The organism is Streptomyces poonensis, from assembly GCF_014650915.1.
Classification (GTDB): domain Bacteria; phylum Actinomycetota; class Actinomycetes; order Streptomycetales; family Streptomycetaceae; genus Streptomyces; species Streptomyces poonensis.
This window is the reverse complement of sequence record NZ_BMVW01000013.1, coordinates 37,877-53,090: the sequence shown is the minus strand read 5'-3', so window position 1 is coordinate 53,090 and position 15,214 is coordinate 37,877. Positions and strand designations below refer to the sequence as shown.

Genomic DNA, 15,214 nt, shown 5'->3' with positions numbered 1-15,214 from the left:
CGCGAGCGGGCGAGGGACGAGCGGACGGGGGTATGTGATGGAGACGAAGCCGAAGTCGGCGTCACTGGTCGAGGCGGTGCGGGCGGGCAGCACGGGCGACGTGGTGCGCCTGCTCGACGAGATGACGGACGGCGAACGCCGCGCCTGCTTCCCGGAGTTGCAGCTGCTGCGCAAGGAGCTGCGCGCCGACCTCTGGAGCGGCGCCGCCCGCCGTGCCTGTCCCGCGCTGCAGGTGGCCGGGGCGGGGTGCCAGACCGGGGCCGCGGCCGTCGCCACCTGGCTCTCCGCGAACGACATGCGCTGGTGGCAGGCCGCGTCCGAGGTGCTGCTGGACGTGCTGGGGGACCGCGATCCCACGTGGCTGGCGGATCTCGCCCACCGGCTCGCCGGGCGTCCGATGACGGCACGGGTGCCGTACGCGCTGATGGCCGGTCTGGTGCGGCTGTCCGGCTGCGCGGTGCCGACGACGGAGGCCTATGTACACGGCTGGCTTCAGGACATCGGTTCGATCTGGCCGACCGGGGACACGGTCACCGACCGGCTGCGGAAGGACCCCCATCTGGCCGAGCTCGTCGCGGCCCTCTTCGAGACACGCGATGTCGGCGGCTGGCTGGGCTGGCCGGACGAGGGACCGAACAGCTGGACCTACGCCCTGCCGCAGCTCACGCGGGAAGGACGCCTGGACCGCGTGGCCGTGGTCGACGCCTGTGTGGCCCGGCTTCTGCGTGGCGGCCGGCCCGCCGATCAGCGGGCGTTCCTCAAGCTGCTGACCGCGCTGGACCTCGGCCCGGACGAGCAGCGGGCCCGCATCGCCGACTGGATCGCCCTGTGCTCCGACGCGCCCTCCACGGTGGCCGCGCACGCCCAGTCGGTGCTCGGGACGCTGGCGCTGGACGGGGAGCTCGCCGTGCGCGACCTCGCCGAGGCGTCCGTAGCGGTGCTCTTCCGCTCCGAGAAGAAGCTGGTCCGGGCACAGCTCGTGCTGCTGGGCAAGATCCTCGGGCGTGATCCGTCCGGCGCGGACGAACTGCTGCCCGCCGTGGCACAGGCCTTCGGACACGACGACACGGACACACAGAAGCGCGCGCTGAAGCTGGTGGAGCGCCACCTCGGGGACCTCGACACCCTCGGCGACTCCGCCCGGGTCCGCGCGGAACTCGTCGATGCGACGACCCAGTTGAGCCCCGGTCTGCGACAGCGCGCCGAACAGCTGCTCGACGTCGCGCCCCAGGAGCCGGTGCACGACGCCCATACGGTCCACGAGGAGGTGCTCCCGCCCGCTCCGCGACCGACGCGGCTGGCTCCGGCGCCCCGGTCCGCGGCCGAACTCGCGGAGGAGGTCGGCGCGCTGCTGGCGGCGGACGGCGACGTGAGCGCGTTCGAACGCGCGCTGGACGGGCTCGTCCGGCACGCACACCAGGACAGCGCCGGGCTGATCGACGCCCTGCGCCCTGTGGTGGCCCGGTGCTGGTGGTACGAACCCGACCAGCTGTACATAGGGAAGGACAACTTCTTCCGCGAGTCGCCGCACGGTCTGGAGGTGGTCCTCGCCGCGCTGTTCGACGAGGTGAGCACGGAGACGCTGCACCGGGCGGTGTCGCGGGGGTCGACGTACGGCCACTGCCCGCACAGCGGCCTCTCCCGCGCCGTCGAGGCCCGGCTCTGGGAGGCGGCGTACCGGATACGCACCCAACCGCTGCCGTTCCTGCTGGCCACACCCACCTGGAGCACGGGCCTGCTCGAGCCCGACGAACTGATCGCCCGGCTCGACGCCTACAACAAGATGGGCGTCCGCCCGGGACCGGCCGACCTCGCCCAGGCCCTGCTGCGGGTGCGGCGTGACGACCGCGCGGCGGCCGAGGACGCGGCACGCGCCGCGCGGAAGATGGGCACCGCGGAGGCGGACCGCCTCGCCCGGTGGCTCACCACCGCGGAGCCGTCGCCGTCCACGCGGCGACGCACCTCCGGACCGCGCATCCTGCTGGAGTTCGGCGAGGTCCCGGTGCGGCACGCCGATTTCCCGCCGGAGTTCCGGCATCTGTGGCAGCCGGTCTCCTTCTTCACGAACCGCTGGCACTGCCGCCACTGGGACGAGTCCGAGCGGCAGCACTGGACAGCGGTGGTCCCGGGCCGGCCGGAGCTGGTGGCCGGGCGGCTCCTGCGCGACATATCGACGGTCGCCGTCGACGACTCGCGCGGTGGAACCGCCGTGCTCCCCGCGCTCGCGGAAGCCCACGGCGAGCCCGGGGAGGCCGTGCACCTGGGCGTGGCGTACGGGCTCGGGGCGCGGCATCCGGAGGACCGGCTCGCCGCCGTGGACGCGCTGCTGGTCCTGGCCGCGCGCGGCCGGCTCGACGCGGACCGGCTGGCGGCGGACCTCGGGGAACTGATGCAGAGCGGGGCCGTGAAGCCGCTGCGGCTCGCCGAGGCGATACGGACCGCGGCGGCGACAGGGGCGTACGCCACCCTGTGGTCCGTACTGCGCGGAACACTGCCGATCCTGCTCGCACCCCTCGCGGCCGACGGTGCGGTGAAGCCCGTGCGGGGGCTCGGTGACCTGCTGGCGGTCGCGGCCGAGTGCGCGGAGCGGTCGGGGGCGCGCGGTGACCTTCCGCACCTCGGGCGGACGGCGGACCGCCGGGGTTCGTCGCGGCTGGTGACGGAGGCACGCCGGCTGCGTGACGCGCTGGGCCAGGGGGCCATGGAGCCGGGCGGCGACGGCGAGCGCGCGGCCTGACTCCGACGACGCGACGACGCACCCGCCACGAGCGCCACACCCACCAATAGTCCAAAAGGCAACGAAAGGAGCGGAATGACGCTTTACCCATCGGTCACAGAGCGTTCGTGATCACGCAACACCATTCCTCCAGAGTGGCCGTATGACTCCAGAGATGTCTCAAGTGACGCGGGCGAAGAACGGCCGCCCGGTGCACCACTGGCGGCGGGACGTGGTCGAACTCGCCGCACTGTTCACGGCGGTGGCCGTGGCCGACGCGGTGGCGAACCTGATCGGGCACGGGCCCGACGGCCCGGCGCTGCTGCTGGTCTCGGCGGCGGTGCTGGTCGCCACGGCCGGCTTCCACACATGGTGGGCACGCCGCCACGGTCACGCACCGCCGGTGGACGATACAGGCGATACAGGCGATACAAGCGCCACGAGCGGCACAAGCGGCACAGCCAGTACGAGCGATACCGCCGGTACAAGGGATACCTCCGGTACCGGTAAGGACGAGGTGGCCGCGGCGACCGTGCTGTGGCGGATGCGGACGACGGTCCGGGACGAGCCGGGTTCGCTGGCCGCCCTGTGCTCGGCGCTCGCCCGTCACAGGGTGGACATCCTGAGCCTCCAGACGCATCCGCTGGCCGAGGGCACGGTGGACGAGTTCCTGCTGCGGTCGCCCGCCGGACTGGCCACGTCGGAGATCACCCGCGCCGTCTCGGCGGCGGGCGGCGCCGGGACCTGGATCGAGCGGGCCGACGCCCACGACCTCGTGGACGTACCGGCCCGGGTGCTGGGCCTGGCCACGCGCACGGCCCTGGACGCGGCCGAACTGCCGCTCGCCCTGCGCCAGTTGCTCGGCCGGTGCACCATCCGCTCGCTGCCGGCCACCTCCCCCGCCACCGGGCGGGCCCTCGAGAGCGCCCCGGTCGAGGGAGCACTGGAGGACACGGTGATGCGGCTGCGGGCGCCGGAGGGCGGGGTGATCACGGTGGAGCGGCCGTATCTGCCGTTCACGCCGACGGAGTTCGCGCGGGCGCGGGCGCTGGTGGAGCTGGACACGCGGCTGGGCCCGAGGGTCCCGCGCGGCCGGGACGTACTGACGCTGCCGGAGGGCGGCGACATCACCGTGCGGCGCGCCGGGACGGACGACCTGGAGGCGGCGAAGGCGCTGCACACCCGCTGCTCGCCGCGCACTCTGGGCATGCGCTACCACGGGCCGCTGGCCGACGCCGACCGTTACCTCAACCACCTCCTCAGCCCCCGCTTCGGCCGCACCCTGGCCGTCGAGACCGCTTCGGGCCGGATCGTCGGGCTCGGCCACCTCCTGTGGGACGGTGACGAGACGGAGGTCGCGCTGCTGGTCGAGGACGGGTGGCAGCGGCGCGGCATCGGCGGTGAACTCCTCGGCCGGCTGGTGGGCATGGCGGCCGAGGCGGGCTGCGAGAGCGTGTACGCGGTCACGCAGTCCTCCAACACCGGCATGGTCGCCGCGATGCGCAACCTGGGGCTGCCCCTCGACTACCAGATCGAGGAGGGCACCCTCGTCATCACGGCCCGCCTGGACGCGACGCCGGCGGCCTCCCGGCTGCCGTACGGCCAGGCGGCGCAGGGGCAAGGGTGGTGACGGTGACCGGCGTGCCCGAGTGATCCGGCACGCGAGGACGGCCCGGTGGAACGGAGAACGCCGGGCCGTCCTCGTACTCACAACCCGCAGGCGTTCAACGGACGGTCACGCGCTCACCGGGCGGTGCCGCCCGTCGCGCACCGGCCCTTCCCGCAACGCCCCCACCGCCGTTCCCACCGCCGTTCCCACCGCCGTTCCCAGCGCCCCGTCCAGGTCCCCCCACAGGTCCTCGACGTCCTCCAGACCGACCGACATCCGCAGCAGCCGGTCGCCGACCCCGGCTCCCCGGCGGTCGGTCTCGTCCACGATGCGATGGCTGATGGACGCCGGGTGCTGGATGAGGGTGTCGACGCTGCCGAGGCTGACCGCGGGCGTGATGAGGCGGACCCCGGCGATGACCCGGTGCGGATCGCCCAGGACCTCGAAGGCCACCATGGCTCCGCCGAGACGCGGGTAGTGGACGCGGGTGACGCGCGGGTCGGCGCCGAGCCGGCGGGCGAGTTCGGCGGCGGTCGCGGAGGCCGCCCGGACCCGTACCGGCAGTGTCGCGAGGCCGCGCAGCAGCAGATAGCCGGCCAGCGGATGCAGCACGCCGCCCGTGGCGAAGCGCACCTGCCGCAGCCGGCCCGCGAACTCTTCGTCGCAGGCCACGACTCCGGCCATGACGTCACCGTGTCCGCCGAGGTACTTGGTCGCGCTGTGCAGGACCAGCCGCGCCCCCGCCTCGGCCGGGCGCTGCAGCACCGGCGTCGCGAAGGTGTTGTCCACGAGGAGGGGCACCGAACCGCAGGCGTGGGCGACGGCGCGCAGGTCGATCTCGGCGAGCGTCGGATTGGCCGGCGACTCGACGATCACCAGGCCGGTGTCGGGCCGCAACGCGGCCTCGATGCCCGCCGGGTCGACCCAGGTCACCTCGGACCCGAGCAGCCCGGCGGTGAGCAGGTGGTCGCTGCAGCCGTAGAGAGGCCGTACGGCGACGACATGGCGCAGGCCCGTCCCGGCCCGCGCGAGCAGTACGGCGCTCAGTGCGGCCATACCGCTGGCGAAGGCGACCGCGCTCCCGGTCCCCTCCAGCCGGGCAAGGGCTTCCTCGAAGCGGGCGACGGTGGGATTGCCGAGCCGCCCGTAGACCGGCGGGCCCTCCAGTTCCCCGCCGTCGGCGGCGAAGGCGTCGATCCGGGCGGCCTCGCCCCGGCTGTCGTACGAGGGGTAGGTGGTGGACAGGTCGATCGGCGGGGCGTGGAGTCCCTGGCGTGCGAGGTCCTCGCGGCCGGCGTGCACGGCCGCGGTGGCCAGGGTCCACGGAGCCGCCTCGTGTCCGTGAGCGTTCGCCGCGTACGTCCCGGAGCCGATGGGGTTCGTACCCGGGTCCGTACCCGGGTCCGTGCCCGGGTTCGTGCCCAGGTCCGTACCCGGATTCGTGCCCGGGTTCGTGCCCGGGTTCGTGTCTGTGCCCATGTCCGTGTCCATGCGATCAGGCTGAACAGAGACCGGGTGGACGGCCCCGAAGTCCGTGTTACGTTCGGCCCATGGCCGACTCTGTCGTACTGGATCCGGTGGACCTCCACCTTCTGCGGCTGCTGCAGAACGATGCACGGACCACGTACCGCGATCTCGCCGCGCAGGTCGGGGTGGCGCCGTCGACGTGTCTGGACCGGGTGACCCGGCTGCGCCGGGCGGGCGTGATCCTCGGTCACCGGCTGCGGCTCGATCCGGCCAAGCTGGGACGGGGGCTTCAGGCGTTGCTGTCGGTTCAGGTGAGGCCGCACCGGCGGGAGTTGGTGGGGCCGTTCGTGGAGCGGATCAGGGCGCTGCCGGAGTCGCTGACCGTGTTCCATCTGACGGGACCCGACGACTACCTCGTGCATGTGGCGGTCGCGGACATGGCGGATCTGCAGCGGCTGGTCCTGGACGAGTTCACGGCCCGGCGCGAGGTGGCCCGGGTGGAGACCCGGCTGATCTTCCAGCAGTGGGACTGCGGACCGCTGCTGCCGCCCGAGCGGCACGGGCCGCCGCTGCCGCCGGAGCAGCACGCGCCGCCGTCGCCATCCGGCGATCAGCAGGTCACGCCCTCGGCGAAATCCGGCTGAGCAGGGGTACGACCTGCCGTAATCGGGCTGACGCGGTGCCCGTCGGCGTACGAGGATGTCCGCATGTCGAACACCATCAGCCCGCTGCCCCGCGAGGTCGCCGACCGTTACGTCGACGAGCTCATCGCCCTCGACCCGGTGACCGGTACCTACCTCGGCGTGAAGGAGAGTTCGAGCCGGCTGCCCGACACCTCGCCCGCGGGTCAGGAGGCCCTGGCGGAGCTGATGCGGGCGACGCTCGCGCGGCTCGACGAGGCGGAGCGGCAGCCCGGCGCGGACAGTGACGTCGAGCGCCGCTGCGCCCGGCTGCTGCGCGAGCGGCTCACCGCCGAACTCGCCGTGCACGACGCCGAGGAGGGCCTGCGCGCGGTCGGCAACATGAGCACGCCGCCGCACGCGGTGCGCGAGGTCTTCACCGTGACGCCCGCCGACACGGAGGAGGACTGGGCGGCGATCGCCGAGCGGCTGCGGGCGGTGCCGGCCGCGCTGGCGGGCTACCGCGAGTCCCTCTCCCTCGGTCTGGAGCGCAAGCTGTACGCGGCCCCTCGCCCGACCACGACCTTCGTCGAGCAGCTCACCGAGTGGGCGGACGTGGACGGTTCGGGCCGCGGCTGGTTCGAGGACTTCGCGTCGGCCGGCCCGGACGCGCTGCGCGCGGAGCTGGACGAGGCGGCCCGTACGGCGACCGCGGCCGTCGTGGAGCTGCGCGACTGGATGCGCGACGTGTACGCGCCGACGATCGAGGGCGCGCCGAACGTGGTGGGCCGCGAGCGCTACGCCCGCTGGTCCCGCTACTACAACGGCACGGACCTGGATCTCGACGAGGCGTACGCGTACGGCTGGTCCGAGTACCACCGCCTCCTTACCGAGATGAAGACGGAGGCCGGCAAGATCCTGCCCGGTGCCGAGACTCCCTGGGTGGCGCTCGCGCACCTCGACGAGCACGGCCGGCACATCGAGGGCGTCGACGAGGTCCGGACGTGGCTCCAGGGCCTGATGGACGAGGCCATCGAGGCGCTGGACGGCACCCACTTCGAACTCGCCGAGCGGGTACGGAAGGTGGAGTCGCGCATCGCCCCGCCGGGCGGCGCCGCGGCCCCGTACTACACGGGCCCGTCGGAGGACTTCTCCCGCCCGGGCCGCACCTGGCTGCCGACGATGGGGCTGACCCGTTTCCCGGTGTACGACCTGGTGTCGACCTGGTACCACGAGGGCGTCCCCGGCCACCACCTGCAGCTCGCGCAGTGGGTGCACGTCGCGGAGGACCTCTCCCGCTACCAGGCCACCGTCGGCATGGTCAGCGCCAACGCCGAGGGCTGGGCGCTGTACGCGGAACGTCTCATGGACGAACTGGGCTTCCTGAAGGACGCGGAGGAGCGGCTCGGCTACCTGGACGCGCAGATGATGCGCGCGGCCCGGGTCATCGTCGACATCGGCATGCACCTGGAGCTGGAGATCCCGGCGGACTCCCCGTTCCACCCGGGTGAGCGGTGGACGCCGGAGCTGGCGCAGGAGTTCTTCGGCGCGCACAGCAGCCGCCCGGCGGACTTCGTGGAGAGCGAGCTGACCCGCTATCTGACCATCCCGGGCCAGGCCATCGGCTACAAGCTGGGCGAGCGTGCCTGGCTGCTCGGCCGAGAGAAGGCCCGCGAGCGCCACGGCGACGCCTTCGACCCGAAGGCATGGCACATGGCGGCGCTGTCGCAGGGGTCGCTGGGGCTCGATGATCTGGTGGACGAGCTGTCGCGCCTCTGACCGGTCCGATGACCGGTCCGATGACCGGTCCGACCGGTCACGTGCGTGTCCGGGTACGGCGGGCCGGTGCGCCCGGCCCGCCGTACGGCCGGTCCGTCAGAGGGACGCTCACTCAGCGCCGGAAGCCGCCCTCCGAGTCGATGACCTGCCCTGTGACCCACTCGGCCTCGTCCGTCGCGAGCCAGGAGATGAGACGGGCGGGGTCGTCCGGCATGCCCCAGCGGCCCGCCGGGAACATGGAGGCGATCGTCTCGTACGCCTCACCCGTCATGTAGCCGGTGTCCACCGGGCCGGGATTGACGGTGTTCACGGTGACGGCCAGATCGGCGAGTGTCGTGGACAGAGAGCGGGTGATCGACGCGAGGGCGCCCTTCTGCAGGGCGTACGCGATCTCTCCGGGCATGCCGCCCGCGATGTCCTGCCCGGAGGTCATCATCACCACGCGCCCGCCCGGGGTGCGCGGCGGGAGGGTGGACCGCAGCCGTGCGTACGCCTGTACGAGCAGGAGCACGGACCGTGTGTCGACCGCCCAGTGCGCGTCGAGCATCGCGGCGTCGACGGTGTCGAGGGTGCCGTCGGAGCCGGACAGCGCGTGGTTGGCGACGAGGATGTCGAGGCGCCCGCCGAGCGCGTCCGCGGCCGTCGCGATCAGCCGGGCCGGTGCGGCGGGGTCGGAGAGGTCGCCCGGTCCGTGCGCCACGCGCGCGTGGGGGTCGCCGAGCGCCTCGCGCACCGCGGCGGCGACGTCCTCGGGACGGTCGGCGCCCCAGGGCATGGCGGCGTCGTGCGGCACGTGGTGGTGCAGATAGACGCTCGCTCCGTACGCGGCGAGACGGCGGGCCACGGCGTACCCGATACCGCCGCGTCTGCTCGCCCCGGTGACGAGGGCGGTGCGGCCCCGCAGGGGCAGCGGGTCACGGCGCAGGTCTTCGGGTGCGGGGTGGGGAAGCCGGTGCATGGTGATCCATCATGCGTGGGGCGGAGGCGGCGCGCACGCGAATAACGCGCGGGGCGTGGCGGATGCGGCGCACAGCGGTTCCGCGCCTCCGCGCGCCACCGTTCAGTTCACGAGCCGTCGCAGGTGGACGAGTCCGAGCCAGGTCTCGGGGCCGGCCGGCACATGGGCCGCCCGCACGCCGTACCGCCCCGGCTCCAGCTCGACCCGCACGTGGTCCGTCCGCTCCGAGCCGTCCCCCGGCCAGGCGGCGTCGAACAGGACGACCGCTCCCGGCACCCGCCACTCCACCTCCGGCGCCCACACCGCCGCGTCGAGCGCCGCGGGCACCTGCGCCAGCAGCTCCTCCTCGGAGTCGGCCGCGCACCACCGCACGAACGTGCCGTACTCCGGCAGGAAGGCGGTGGAGGCGGGCTCGTCACCGAGGACCAGTGCCCTGGTGTCGCCGACGGGCACCAGCCCGACATGGCCGTCGACGGCACACGCCCGGTCGTAGTCGGACGACGGCTCGTCGCCGTCCGCCCCGGTCCAGAACGGCAGCACGGCCTCCGGTACCGCTATGAGCGGGCCCCCACCCGACTCCACCCACTCCGTCACACCTGATTCCGCGTATCGCGCCATACGCCAGAAAGTACACGGGAGTTGACGGATTCTCGGGCTGCCCCGCGCTTCCCGGACCGCCTCTCCCTGCCTCTCCCTCTTCCTCCCCCTCAGCAGCCGCAGTCCTCCGCGTCCACCGGGGCCGTCAGCGGGTCGAGGGCGCGGCGCTCGGTGCCCTGCCAGGTGTCGTACGGGAAGCCCTCGCGCGCCCAGTACTCGAAGCCGCCGAGCATCTCCTTCACCTGGAAGCCGAGTTCGGCGAGGGCGAGGGCCGCGCGGGTGGCTCCGTTGCAGCCCGGGCCCCAGCAGTACGTGACGACCGGGACCGCCTTGTCGAGGAGCCGCTCGGCCTGTTCGGGGATCAGCGCGGTGGGCAGGTGGAGCGCGCCGGGGACGTGGCCCTGGTCCCAGGCCTCCGTCGAGCGTGAGTCCAGGACGACGAAACCGGGGTCGCCGCCGGCGGCGAGGGCGGCCGCCACGTCGGAGACGTCGGCGTGGAAGGCGAGGCTCGCACGGAAGTACGCGGCCGCGGCGGCGGGGGCCGCCGGCGGGACGCGCAGGACGGGGTTCACGGTCGGGGTGGTGCTCACGGCGGTGTTCACGGCGATGTTCACGGTGGTGTTCACAGGGGGCCTTCCTCCGGCGGTTCTCGATGACCATGAATCTACGGTCGGCGAGCCCCTCTCTGAAGGGGATGCCCACGGCACATTTCTTGATCGACCGTGGATTCCCCTGCTATTCCTCGTTCATGACCGTGTATTCCCCGGACGCCACCGACTGGCGCATCCTCGACGTCCTCCAGCGGGAGGGCCGGGCCAGCTTCGCCGACCTCGCACGCGCCGTCTCGATGTCCGCGAGCGCGGTCACCGAGCGGGTGCGGCGGATGGAGGAGGCGGGGGTCATCCAGGGGTACGCGGCCGTCGTGGACCCGGAGCGGCTGGGGCTGCCGATCCTGGCCTTCGTACGGCTGCGCTACCCGAACGGCAACTACAAGCCGTTCCACGACCTGGTCGCCGTGACGCCCGAGATCCTGGAGGCGCATCACGTCACGGGCGACGACTGCTTCGTCATCAAGGTCGCGGCCCGTTCGATGCGTCATCTGGAGGAGGTGTCGGGGAGGATCGGGGCGCTGGGTTCGGTGACGACGAGCATCGTCTACTCGTCGCCGCTGCCCCGGCGCGCGCTCGGCCGCTGAGAGCAGCTGAGGGCGGCTGAGAGCAGCTGAGGGCGGCGTCCCTCACCCGGCTCCCCGCTGCCGTACGGCCGATCCGGACCTTCCCTTCACGACCTCCAGCTGCGCGTGGACGCGCCGCCGCAGGTCCGCCACATGGCTGACGATGCCCACGCTCCGGTCGCGCTCCCGCAGGGAGTCGAGGACGTCCAGGACCTCGTCCAGCGTCTGGTCGTCCAGGCTGCCGAAGCCCTCGTCGATGAAGAGGGTGTCGAGGCGCACACCGCCCGCCTCGTCGGTGACGACGTCCGCGAGGCCGAGGGCGAGGGCGAGCGAGGCGAAGAACGTCTCGCCGCCGGAGAGCGTGGCCGTGTCGCGCTCCCGCCCGGTCCAGGCGTCGACGACGTGCAGTCCGAGCCCGCTGCGCCCCCGCCCGGCGCGGTCGGCGGAGTGGACGAGGGTGTAGCGCCCGGACGACATGCGCCGCAGCCGTACGGTCGCCGCGGCGGCCACCTGTTCCAGGCGGGCGGCGAGCACGTACGCCTCCAGGCGCATCCGGCGTTCGTTGTCCGCCGAGGTGCCCGCCGCGAGCGAGGCCATGCGGGCCACGCGGTCGTACTGGCGGCGGAGCGGCGCGAGACGCCGTACGGAGGTGGCGGCCCGCGCGGACAGCCGGTCGAGTTCGGTGCAACGGCGGGCGGCCGCGTCATAGGCGGACACCGCGTCCTGGAGCCGCCGGGCGGCGGCCTCGGCGGTGCGCTCGGCGCCCTGGAGATCGGCGGGCGGCAGCTGGGCGGCGGCCGCCGTGTCGGCCTCGGCGAGCACCGCCCGTACCGCGGCCTCCTCCGTCTGCCAGGCGTCGAGCCGCCGTTGCAGATCGCGGTGGGCGGCGTCGTCGAGGAGGGCGTCCGCGGCGGCCTGCGGGGTGTCGAACCCGGCGCGGAACGCGGCGTCGGCGAGACGTGCGTCGGCGTCCTTCAGCCGATGCGCCGCCTCCTCGGCGGCCCGGGCCGCGTCGGCGGCCTCGGTGAGCCGCGCGGCCTGCCGCTCCAGCTGCGCGGCCCGCGCGGACACGCTGTCGGCGGCGCCCCGGGCCGTGGCGAGCTCCTCCTCCAGTGCGGTGCTCTCCCGGTCGAGCGCCTCCCGGAGGGAGGCGCGGGAGGCGACCCGGCGGGCGGCCTCCTGCTGGGCCTCCAGCCGGTGCTCGCGTTCCTGTTCGGCCTGCCGGAGGGCTTCCTTGGCGGTGTGCAGCCCCGATGCCGCGGCGCGCGCGCCGGCGTGCTCCCGCTCCAGCTCCGCCACTTCCCCGGCGAGCCGGCCGGTGGGCGTGTCGCCCGCCTCGGCGGTGGCGGCGGCCAGTGCCTCGCGGGCGACGGCGAGCCGCCGCTCGTCCTCGGCGCGGTCCTCGTCGGCGCGCTGGTAGGCGGCGAGGGCCTCCTCCTCCGCCTCCCGGCCGACGTGCCCGGCGATCTTCCGGGCGGGCGCCGGATGCCCGGTGGCGCCGCAGACCGCGCAGGGCTCGCCGTCGACGAGGCCGGCGGCGAGCTCCGCGGCGATGCCCTTCAGGCGCTGTTCCTTGAGGTCGAGCCAGTGGGCGCGGGCGTCCGCGGCCCGCTCACGGGAGGCGAGCGCACGGGCCTGGGCCCGGTCGGTGTCCTGGGCGAGCCGGTCCCGCAGCCGGGCCGCGTCGAGCCGCTTGCGGGCGGGCTCGCACCGTACGGCGAGCTGCTCCGCGCGCGTGGCGGCCTCCTGTGCGCTGTCGACCCGGTCCCGGAGGTCCGCGCGGGCCGCCTCCCAGCTGGCGAGCCAGCTCCCGGCCTCCCGGAGGACCTCCTCGTCGGCGCGTTCCTGACGGTCCAGGTCCGCCCGCTCGGCGACGATGCCGGCCAGCCGCTGCTCGGCGCGCCGCGCGGACGCGAGGCCGCCCAGTTCCCCGGCGGCCCGGCGCGCGGCGGCGGCCAACCCGGCCGCGCCCGCCTCGGCGTACTCCCCGGGCAGCTGCCCCCGCGCGCGTGCCTCGTCCGCCGCCGCCCGGCGGTACTCCGTCTCGGCCGCGTCGCGCAGCTCCAGCGCGGGCGCCACGGCCTCGGCCTTGCGGGCCCGCTCCATCCGCGTCCGCGCCTCCTCGTGGGCGGGGGCCCGTTCCTGGAGCCGTGCGGCCCGCTCCCGCGCCTCCGCGAACCGCCGCTGCAGCCGGGCCCGCTCGCGTACGTCGTCCAGGGCGCGCTCGGCGGCGGCCCGCGCGGACTCGGCGGCCGACCGTGCGCAGTGCGCGACGGTGAGCCGCTCGCGCGCGGTGCTGCGGGCCACGGCGGCCCAGGCCAGGACGGCGTCGGCGAGCCCGGGGTCGCCCGGCTCCAGCTCGGGCGGCCGCGTCCCGGCGCCCGCGGCCTGCTGCATCCGGTGCGCGTCGGCGAGCAGCTCGGCGTCGCCCGCGCGCACGTCCGCCTCGGTCGCGCGGCGCCGCTCGGCGAGGCGCTTCTCCACCTCGGCGAAGCGGTGGGTGTCGAAGAGCCGGCCCAGCAGCCTGCCCCGGGCCTCGGCGTCGGCGCGCAGGAACCGTGCGAAGTCGCCCTGGGGCAGCAGCACCACCTGGCAGAACTGTTCGCGGCTCATGCCGAGGAGCTGGGTGATCTCCTCGCCGATCTCCTGGTGGGAGCGGCTGAGGTCCTTCCAGGCGCCCGCCGCCGCGTCGTACTCGCGCAGCCAGGTCTGCGCCTTGTCGACCGTCGTGCCGGTGCCGCGCTTCTTGGGGCGCTCCCAGGGCGGCTGCCGGGTGATCTCCAGCCGGCGTCCGGCGACGGTGAGGTCGAGCCGGACCTCGGTGCGCGTGGACGGCGCCGCGTGGTCGCTCCGCAGGGACAGCCCCTGCCCTCCGCCGCTCTGCCGGGCGCCGGGCACGCTGCCGTACAGGGCGTAGCAGACGGCGTCCAGGACGGACGTCTTGCCGGCGCCGGTCGGCCCGTGCAGCAGGAACAGCCCGGCGGCCGACAGCTCGTCGAAGTCGACGGTCTGAGAGCCGCCGAAGGGCCCGAAGGCGGTGATGTCGAGACGGTGCAGCCTCACCGGACGGCCTCCCGCGCGGCGCCTCGCCGGGCTCCCGGTACGGCTCCGCGCGGAGCGTCCCGCACGGCCTCTGCGCCGCCCCCGTCGGCGCGCACCGCGTCGAAGGCGTCCCTGAGCACGGCCTGCTCGTGCTCGTCCGGTCCGGCGCCGCGCACATGGGCCACGAAGTCCTCCGCGATCTGCTGGTCGCTGCGCCCGGCCAGCCGCCCGGCGTACGACACGTCCGGGTCGTCGGGTGCCCGCTCGGGGGCGAAGACGAGGCTGAGCGCGTGCGGGAAGCGCTCGCCGAGCCGCGCCATGGGGTCGGCGGGCCGCACCGGGTCGGTGAGCGTCGCCTCGACCCACGCGTCCTCGTGGCGGGCCAGCTCCGGGTCGGCCAGCAGGTCCTCGAGCTCCCCCTTTATCCGGGCGAGCGGGCGCGGCACGGGGCAGTCGAGCCGCTCGGCGGCGAGGGACCCGTCGGCCCCGAGGTCGACGAGCCACATGCTCTTGCGGTGGTTCGCCTCCGAGAAGGAGTACGCCAGCGGGGAGCCGGAGTAGCGCACGCGCTCGGTGAGGGTCTGGCAGCCGTGCAGATGGCCCAGGGCCACGTAGTCGACTCCGTCGAAGACCCCGGCCGGGACGCCGGCGACCCCACCGACGGAGATGTCCCGCTCGCTGTCGCTGGCCTCGCCGCCGGTGACGAAGGCGTGGGCGAGGACGACGGACCGCGTGCCCCGCGCGCGCGTGGCGAGGTCGGCGCGGACCCGGTCCATGGCGGCGGCGAGCACGGCCTCGTGGCCCGCCTTCGCCACCCCGAACTCGTCCTTGACCAGGGCGGGCTCCAGATACGGCAGCCCGTAGAAGGCCACGTCGCCGTGCTCGTCCGCCAGCACCACCGGTGTGCCGACGGCGGCGGGATCGGTGCGCAGGTGGATGCCCGCGCGGCCGATGAGCCCGGCGCCGACGCCGAGCCTGCGGGCCGAGTCGTGGTTCCCGGAGATCATCACCGTGGGCACACCGAGGTCGGCGAGGCGGTGCAGGGCGTCGTCGAACAGCTCGACCGCGGCCAGCGGCGGCACCGCCCGGTCGTACACGTCACCCGACACGACGACGGCGTCCACGCCGCGCTCGCGCACGGTCGTGACGAGATGGCCGATGAACTCGGCCTGCGCCCCGAGCATGCCGACGCGGTGAAACGCCCGGCCCAGATGCCAGTCGGAAGTGTGCAGCAATCTCATGAAACCGCGCT

The 15,214-nt window shown here is 74.4% G+C and carries 11 protein-coding genes; 5 read left to right on the top strand and 6 right to left on the bottom strand.

The features are described 5' to 3' along the window. Positions 1-37 precede the first annotated feature (37 nt). Together IE242_RS26635 and IE242_RS26630 are read left to right on the top strand one after the other, a co-directional pair. Positions 38-2,737 (top strand): DUF7824 domain-containing protein, encoded by a 2,700-nt coding sequence (locus tag IE242_RS26635; RefSeq protein ID WP_189863578.1) that lies wholly within the window; start codon positions 38-40, stop codon positions 2,735-2,737. A 190-nt stretch (positions 2,738-2,927) separates the two neighbouring features. Then, entirely contained in the window at positions 2,928-4,346 is a 1,419-nt protein-coding gene (locus IE242_RS26630) for a GNAT family N-acetyltransferase (RefSeq protein ID WP_189863872.1), read from the top strand. Positions 4,347-4,451: 105 nt separating this feature from the next. On the opposite strand, the gene IE242_RS26625 is transcribed toward IE242_RS26630, so the two are convergent. After that, positions 4,452-5,804 carry a trans-sulfuration enzyme family protein gene (locus IE242_RS26625; RefSeq protein WP_229859468.1) on the bottom strand — a complete coding sequence of 451 codons (1,353 nt, stop codon included), beginning with the start codon at positions 5,802-5,804 and terminating at the stop codon, positions 4,452-4,454. 71 nt (positions 5,805-5,875) lie between these two features. Between IE242_RS26625 and IE242_RS26620 the strand changes: the two genes are divergently transcribed. Together IE242_RS26620 and IE242_RS26615 are read left to right on the top strand one after the other, a co-directional pair. After that, positions 5,876-6,436, top strand: coding sequence for an Lrp/AsnC family transcriptional regulator (locus tag IE242_RS26620; protein ID WP_229859466.1), 561 nt, complete (start codon positions 5,876-5,878; stop codon positions 6,434-6,436). Positions 6,437-6,499: 63 nt separating this feature from the next. Further along, a complete protein-coding gene (locus IE242_RS26615) occupies positions 6,500-8,191 on the top strand; it encodes a DUF885 domain-containing protein (protein ID WP_189863576.1) in 1,692 nt (563 codons plus the stop codon). Between the two features lie 112 nt (positions 8,192-8,303). On the opposite strand, the gene IE242_RS26610 is transcribed toward IE242_RS26615, so the two are convergent. From IE242_RS26610 to IE242_RS26600, 3 genes are all read right to left on the bottom strand, one after another. Next, positions 8,304-9,149: an SDR family oxidoreductase gene (locus IE242_RS26610; protein WP_189863574.1), complete on the bottom strand. Its 846-nt coding sequence runs from the start codon at positions 9,147-9,149 to the stop codon at positions 8,304-8,306. Between the two features lie 102 nt (positions 9,150-9,251). Next, positions 9,252-9,767 (bottom strand): immunity 21 family protein, encoded by a 516-nt coding sequence (locus IE242_RS26605; RefSeq protein WP_189863572.1) that lies wholly within the window; start codon positions 9,765-9,767, stop codon positions 9,252-9,254. Between the two features lie 89 nt (positions 9,768-9,856). Further along, complete coding sequence (locus tag IE242_RS26600) at positions 9,857-10,372, bottom strand: rhodanese-like domain-containing protein (RefSeq protein ID WP_051848010.1); 516 nt, start codon at positions 10,370-10,372, stop codon at positions 9,857-9,859. Positions 10,373-10,494: 122 nt separating this feature from the next. Between IE242_RS26600 and IE242_RS26595 the strand changes: the two genes are divergently transcribed. After that, positions 10,495-10,941 (top strand): Lrp/AsnC family transcriptional regulator, encoded by a 447-nt coding sequence (locus IE242_RS26595; protein WP_189863570.1) that lies wholly within the window; start codon positions 10,495-10,497, stop codon positions 10,939-10,941. A 42-nt stretch (positions 10,942-10,983) separates the two neighbouring features. Here the strand turns inward: IE242_RS26595 and IE242_RS26590 are convergent, their stop codons facing one another. Beyond that, positions 10,984-13,983 carry an AAA family ATPase gene (locus IE242_RS26590; RefSeq protein ID WP_189863568.1) on the bottom strand — a complete coding sequence of 1,000 codons (3,000 nt, stop codon included), beginning with the start codon at positions 13,981-13,983 and terminating at the stop codon, positions 10,984-10,986. Beyond that, on the bottom strand, positions 13,980-15,203 hold the full coding sequence (locus tag IE242_RS26585) for an exonuclease SbcCD subunit D (RefSeq protein WP_189863566.1): 1,224 nt from the start codon (positions 15,201-15,203) through the stop codon (positions 13,980-13,982). Before IE242_RS26585 ends, IE242_RS26590 begins: the two co-directional genes overlap by 4 nt. Positions 15,204-15,214: the final 11 nt, after the last annotated feature.

Excerpts from the sequence above, each read along its gene's own strand:
- IE242_RS26635 (WP_189863578.1), top strand. The coding sequence starts at position 38 with ATGGAGACGAAGCCGAAGTCGGCGTCACTGGTCGAGGCGGTGCGGGCG.
- IE242_RS26625 (WP_229859468.1), bottom strand. The coding sequence starts at position 5,804 with ATGGGCACAGACACGAACCCGGGCACGAACCCGGGCACGAATCCGGGT.
- IE242_RS26620 (WP_229859466.1), top strand. The coding sequence starts at position 5,876 with ATGGCCGACTCTGTCGTACTGGATCCGGTGGACCTCCACCTTCTGCGG.
- IE242_RS26615 (WP_189863576.1), top strand. The coding sequence starts at position 6,500 with ATGTCGAACACCATCAGCCCGCTGCCCCGCGAGGTCGCCGACCGTTAC.
- IE242_RS26610 (WP_189863574.1), bottom strand. The coding sequence starts at position 9,149 with ATGCACCGGCTTCCCCACCCCGCACCCGAAGACCTGCGCCGTGACCCG.
- IE242_RS26605 (WP_189863572.1), bottom strand. The coding sequence starts at position 9,767 with ATGGCGCGATACGCGGAATCAGGTGTGACGGAGTGGGTGGAGTCGGGT.
- IE242_RS26595 (WP_189863570.1), top strand. The coding sequence starts at position 10,495 with ATGACCGTGTATTCCCCGGACGCCACCGACTGGCGCATCCTCGACGTC.
- IE242_RS26585 (WP_189863566.1), bottom strand. The coding sequence starts at position 15,203 with ATGAGATTGCTGCACACTTCCGACTGGCATCTGGGCCGGGCGTTTCAC.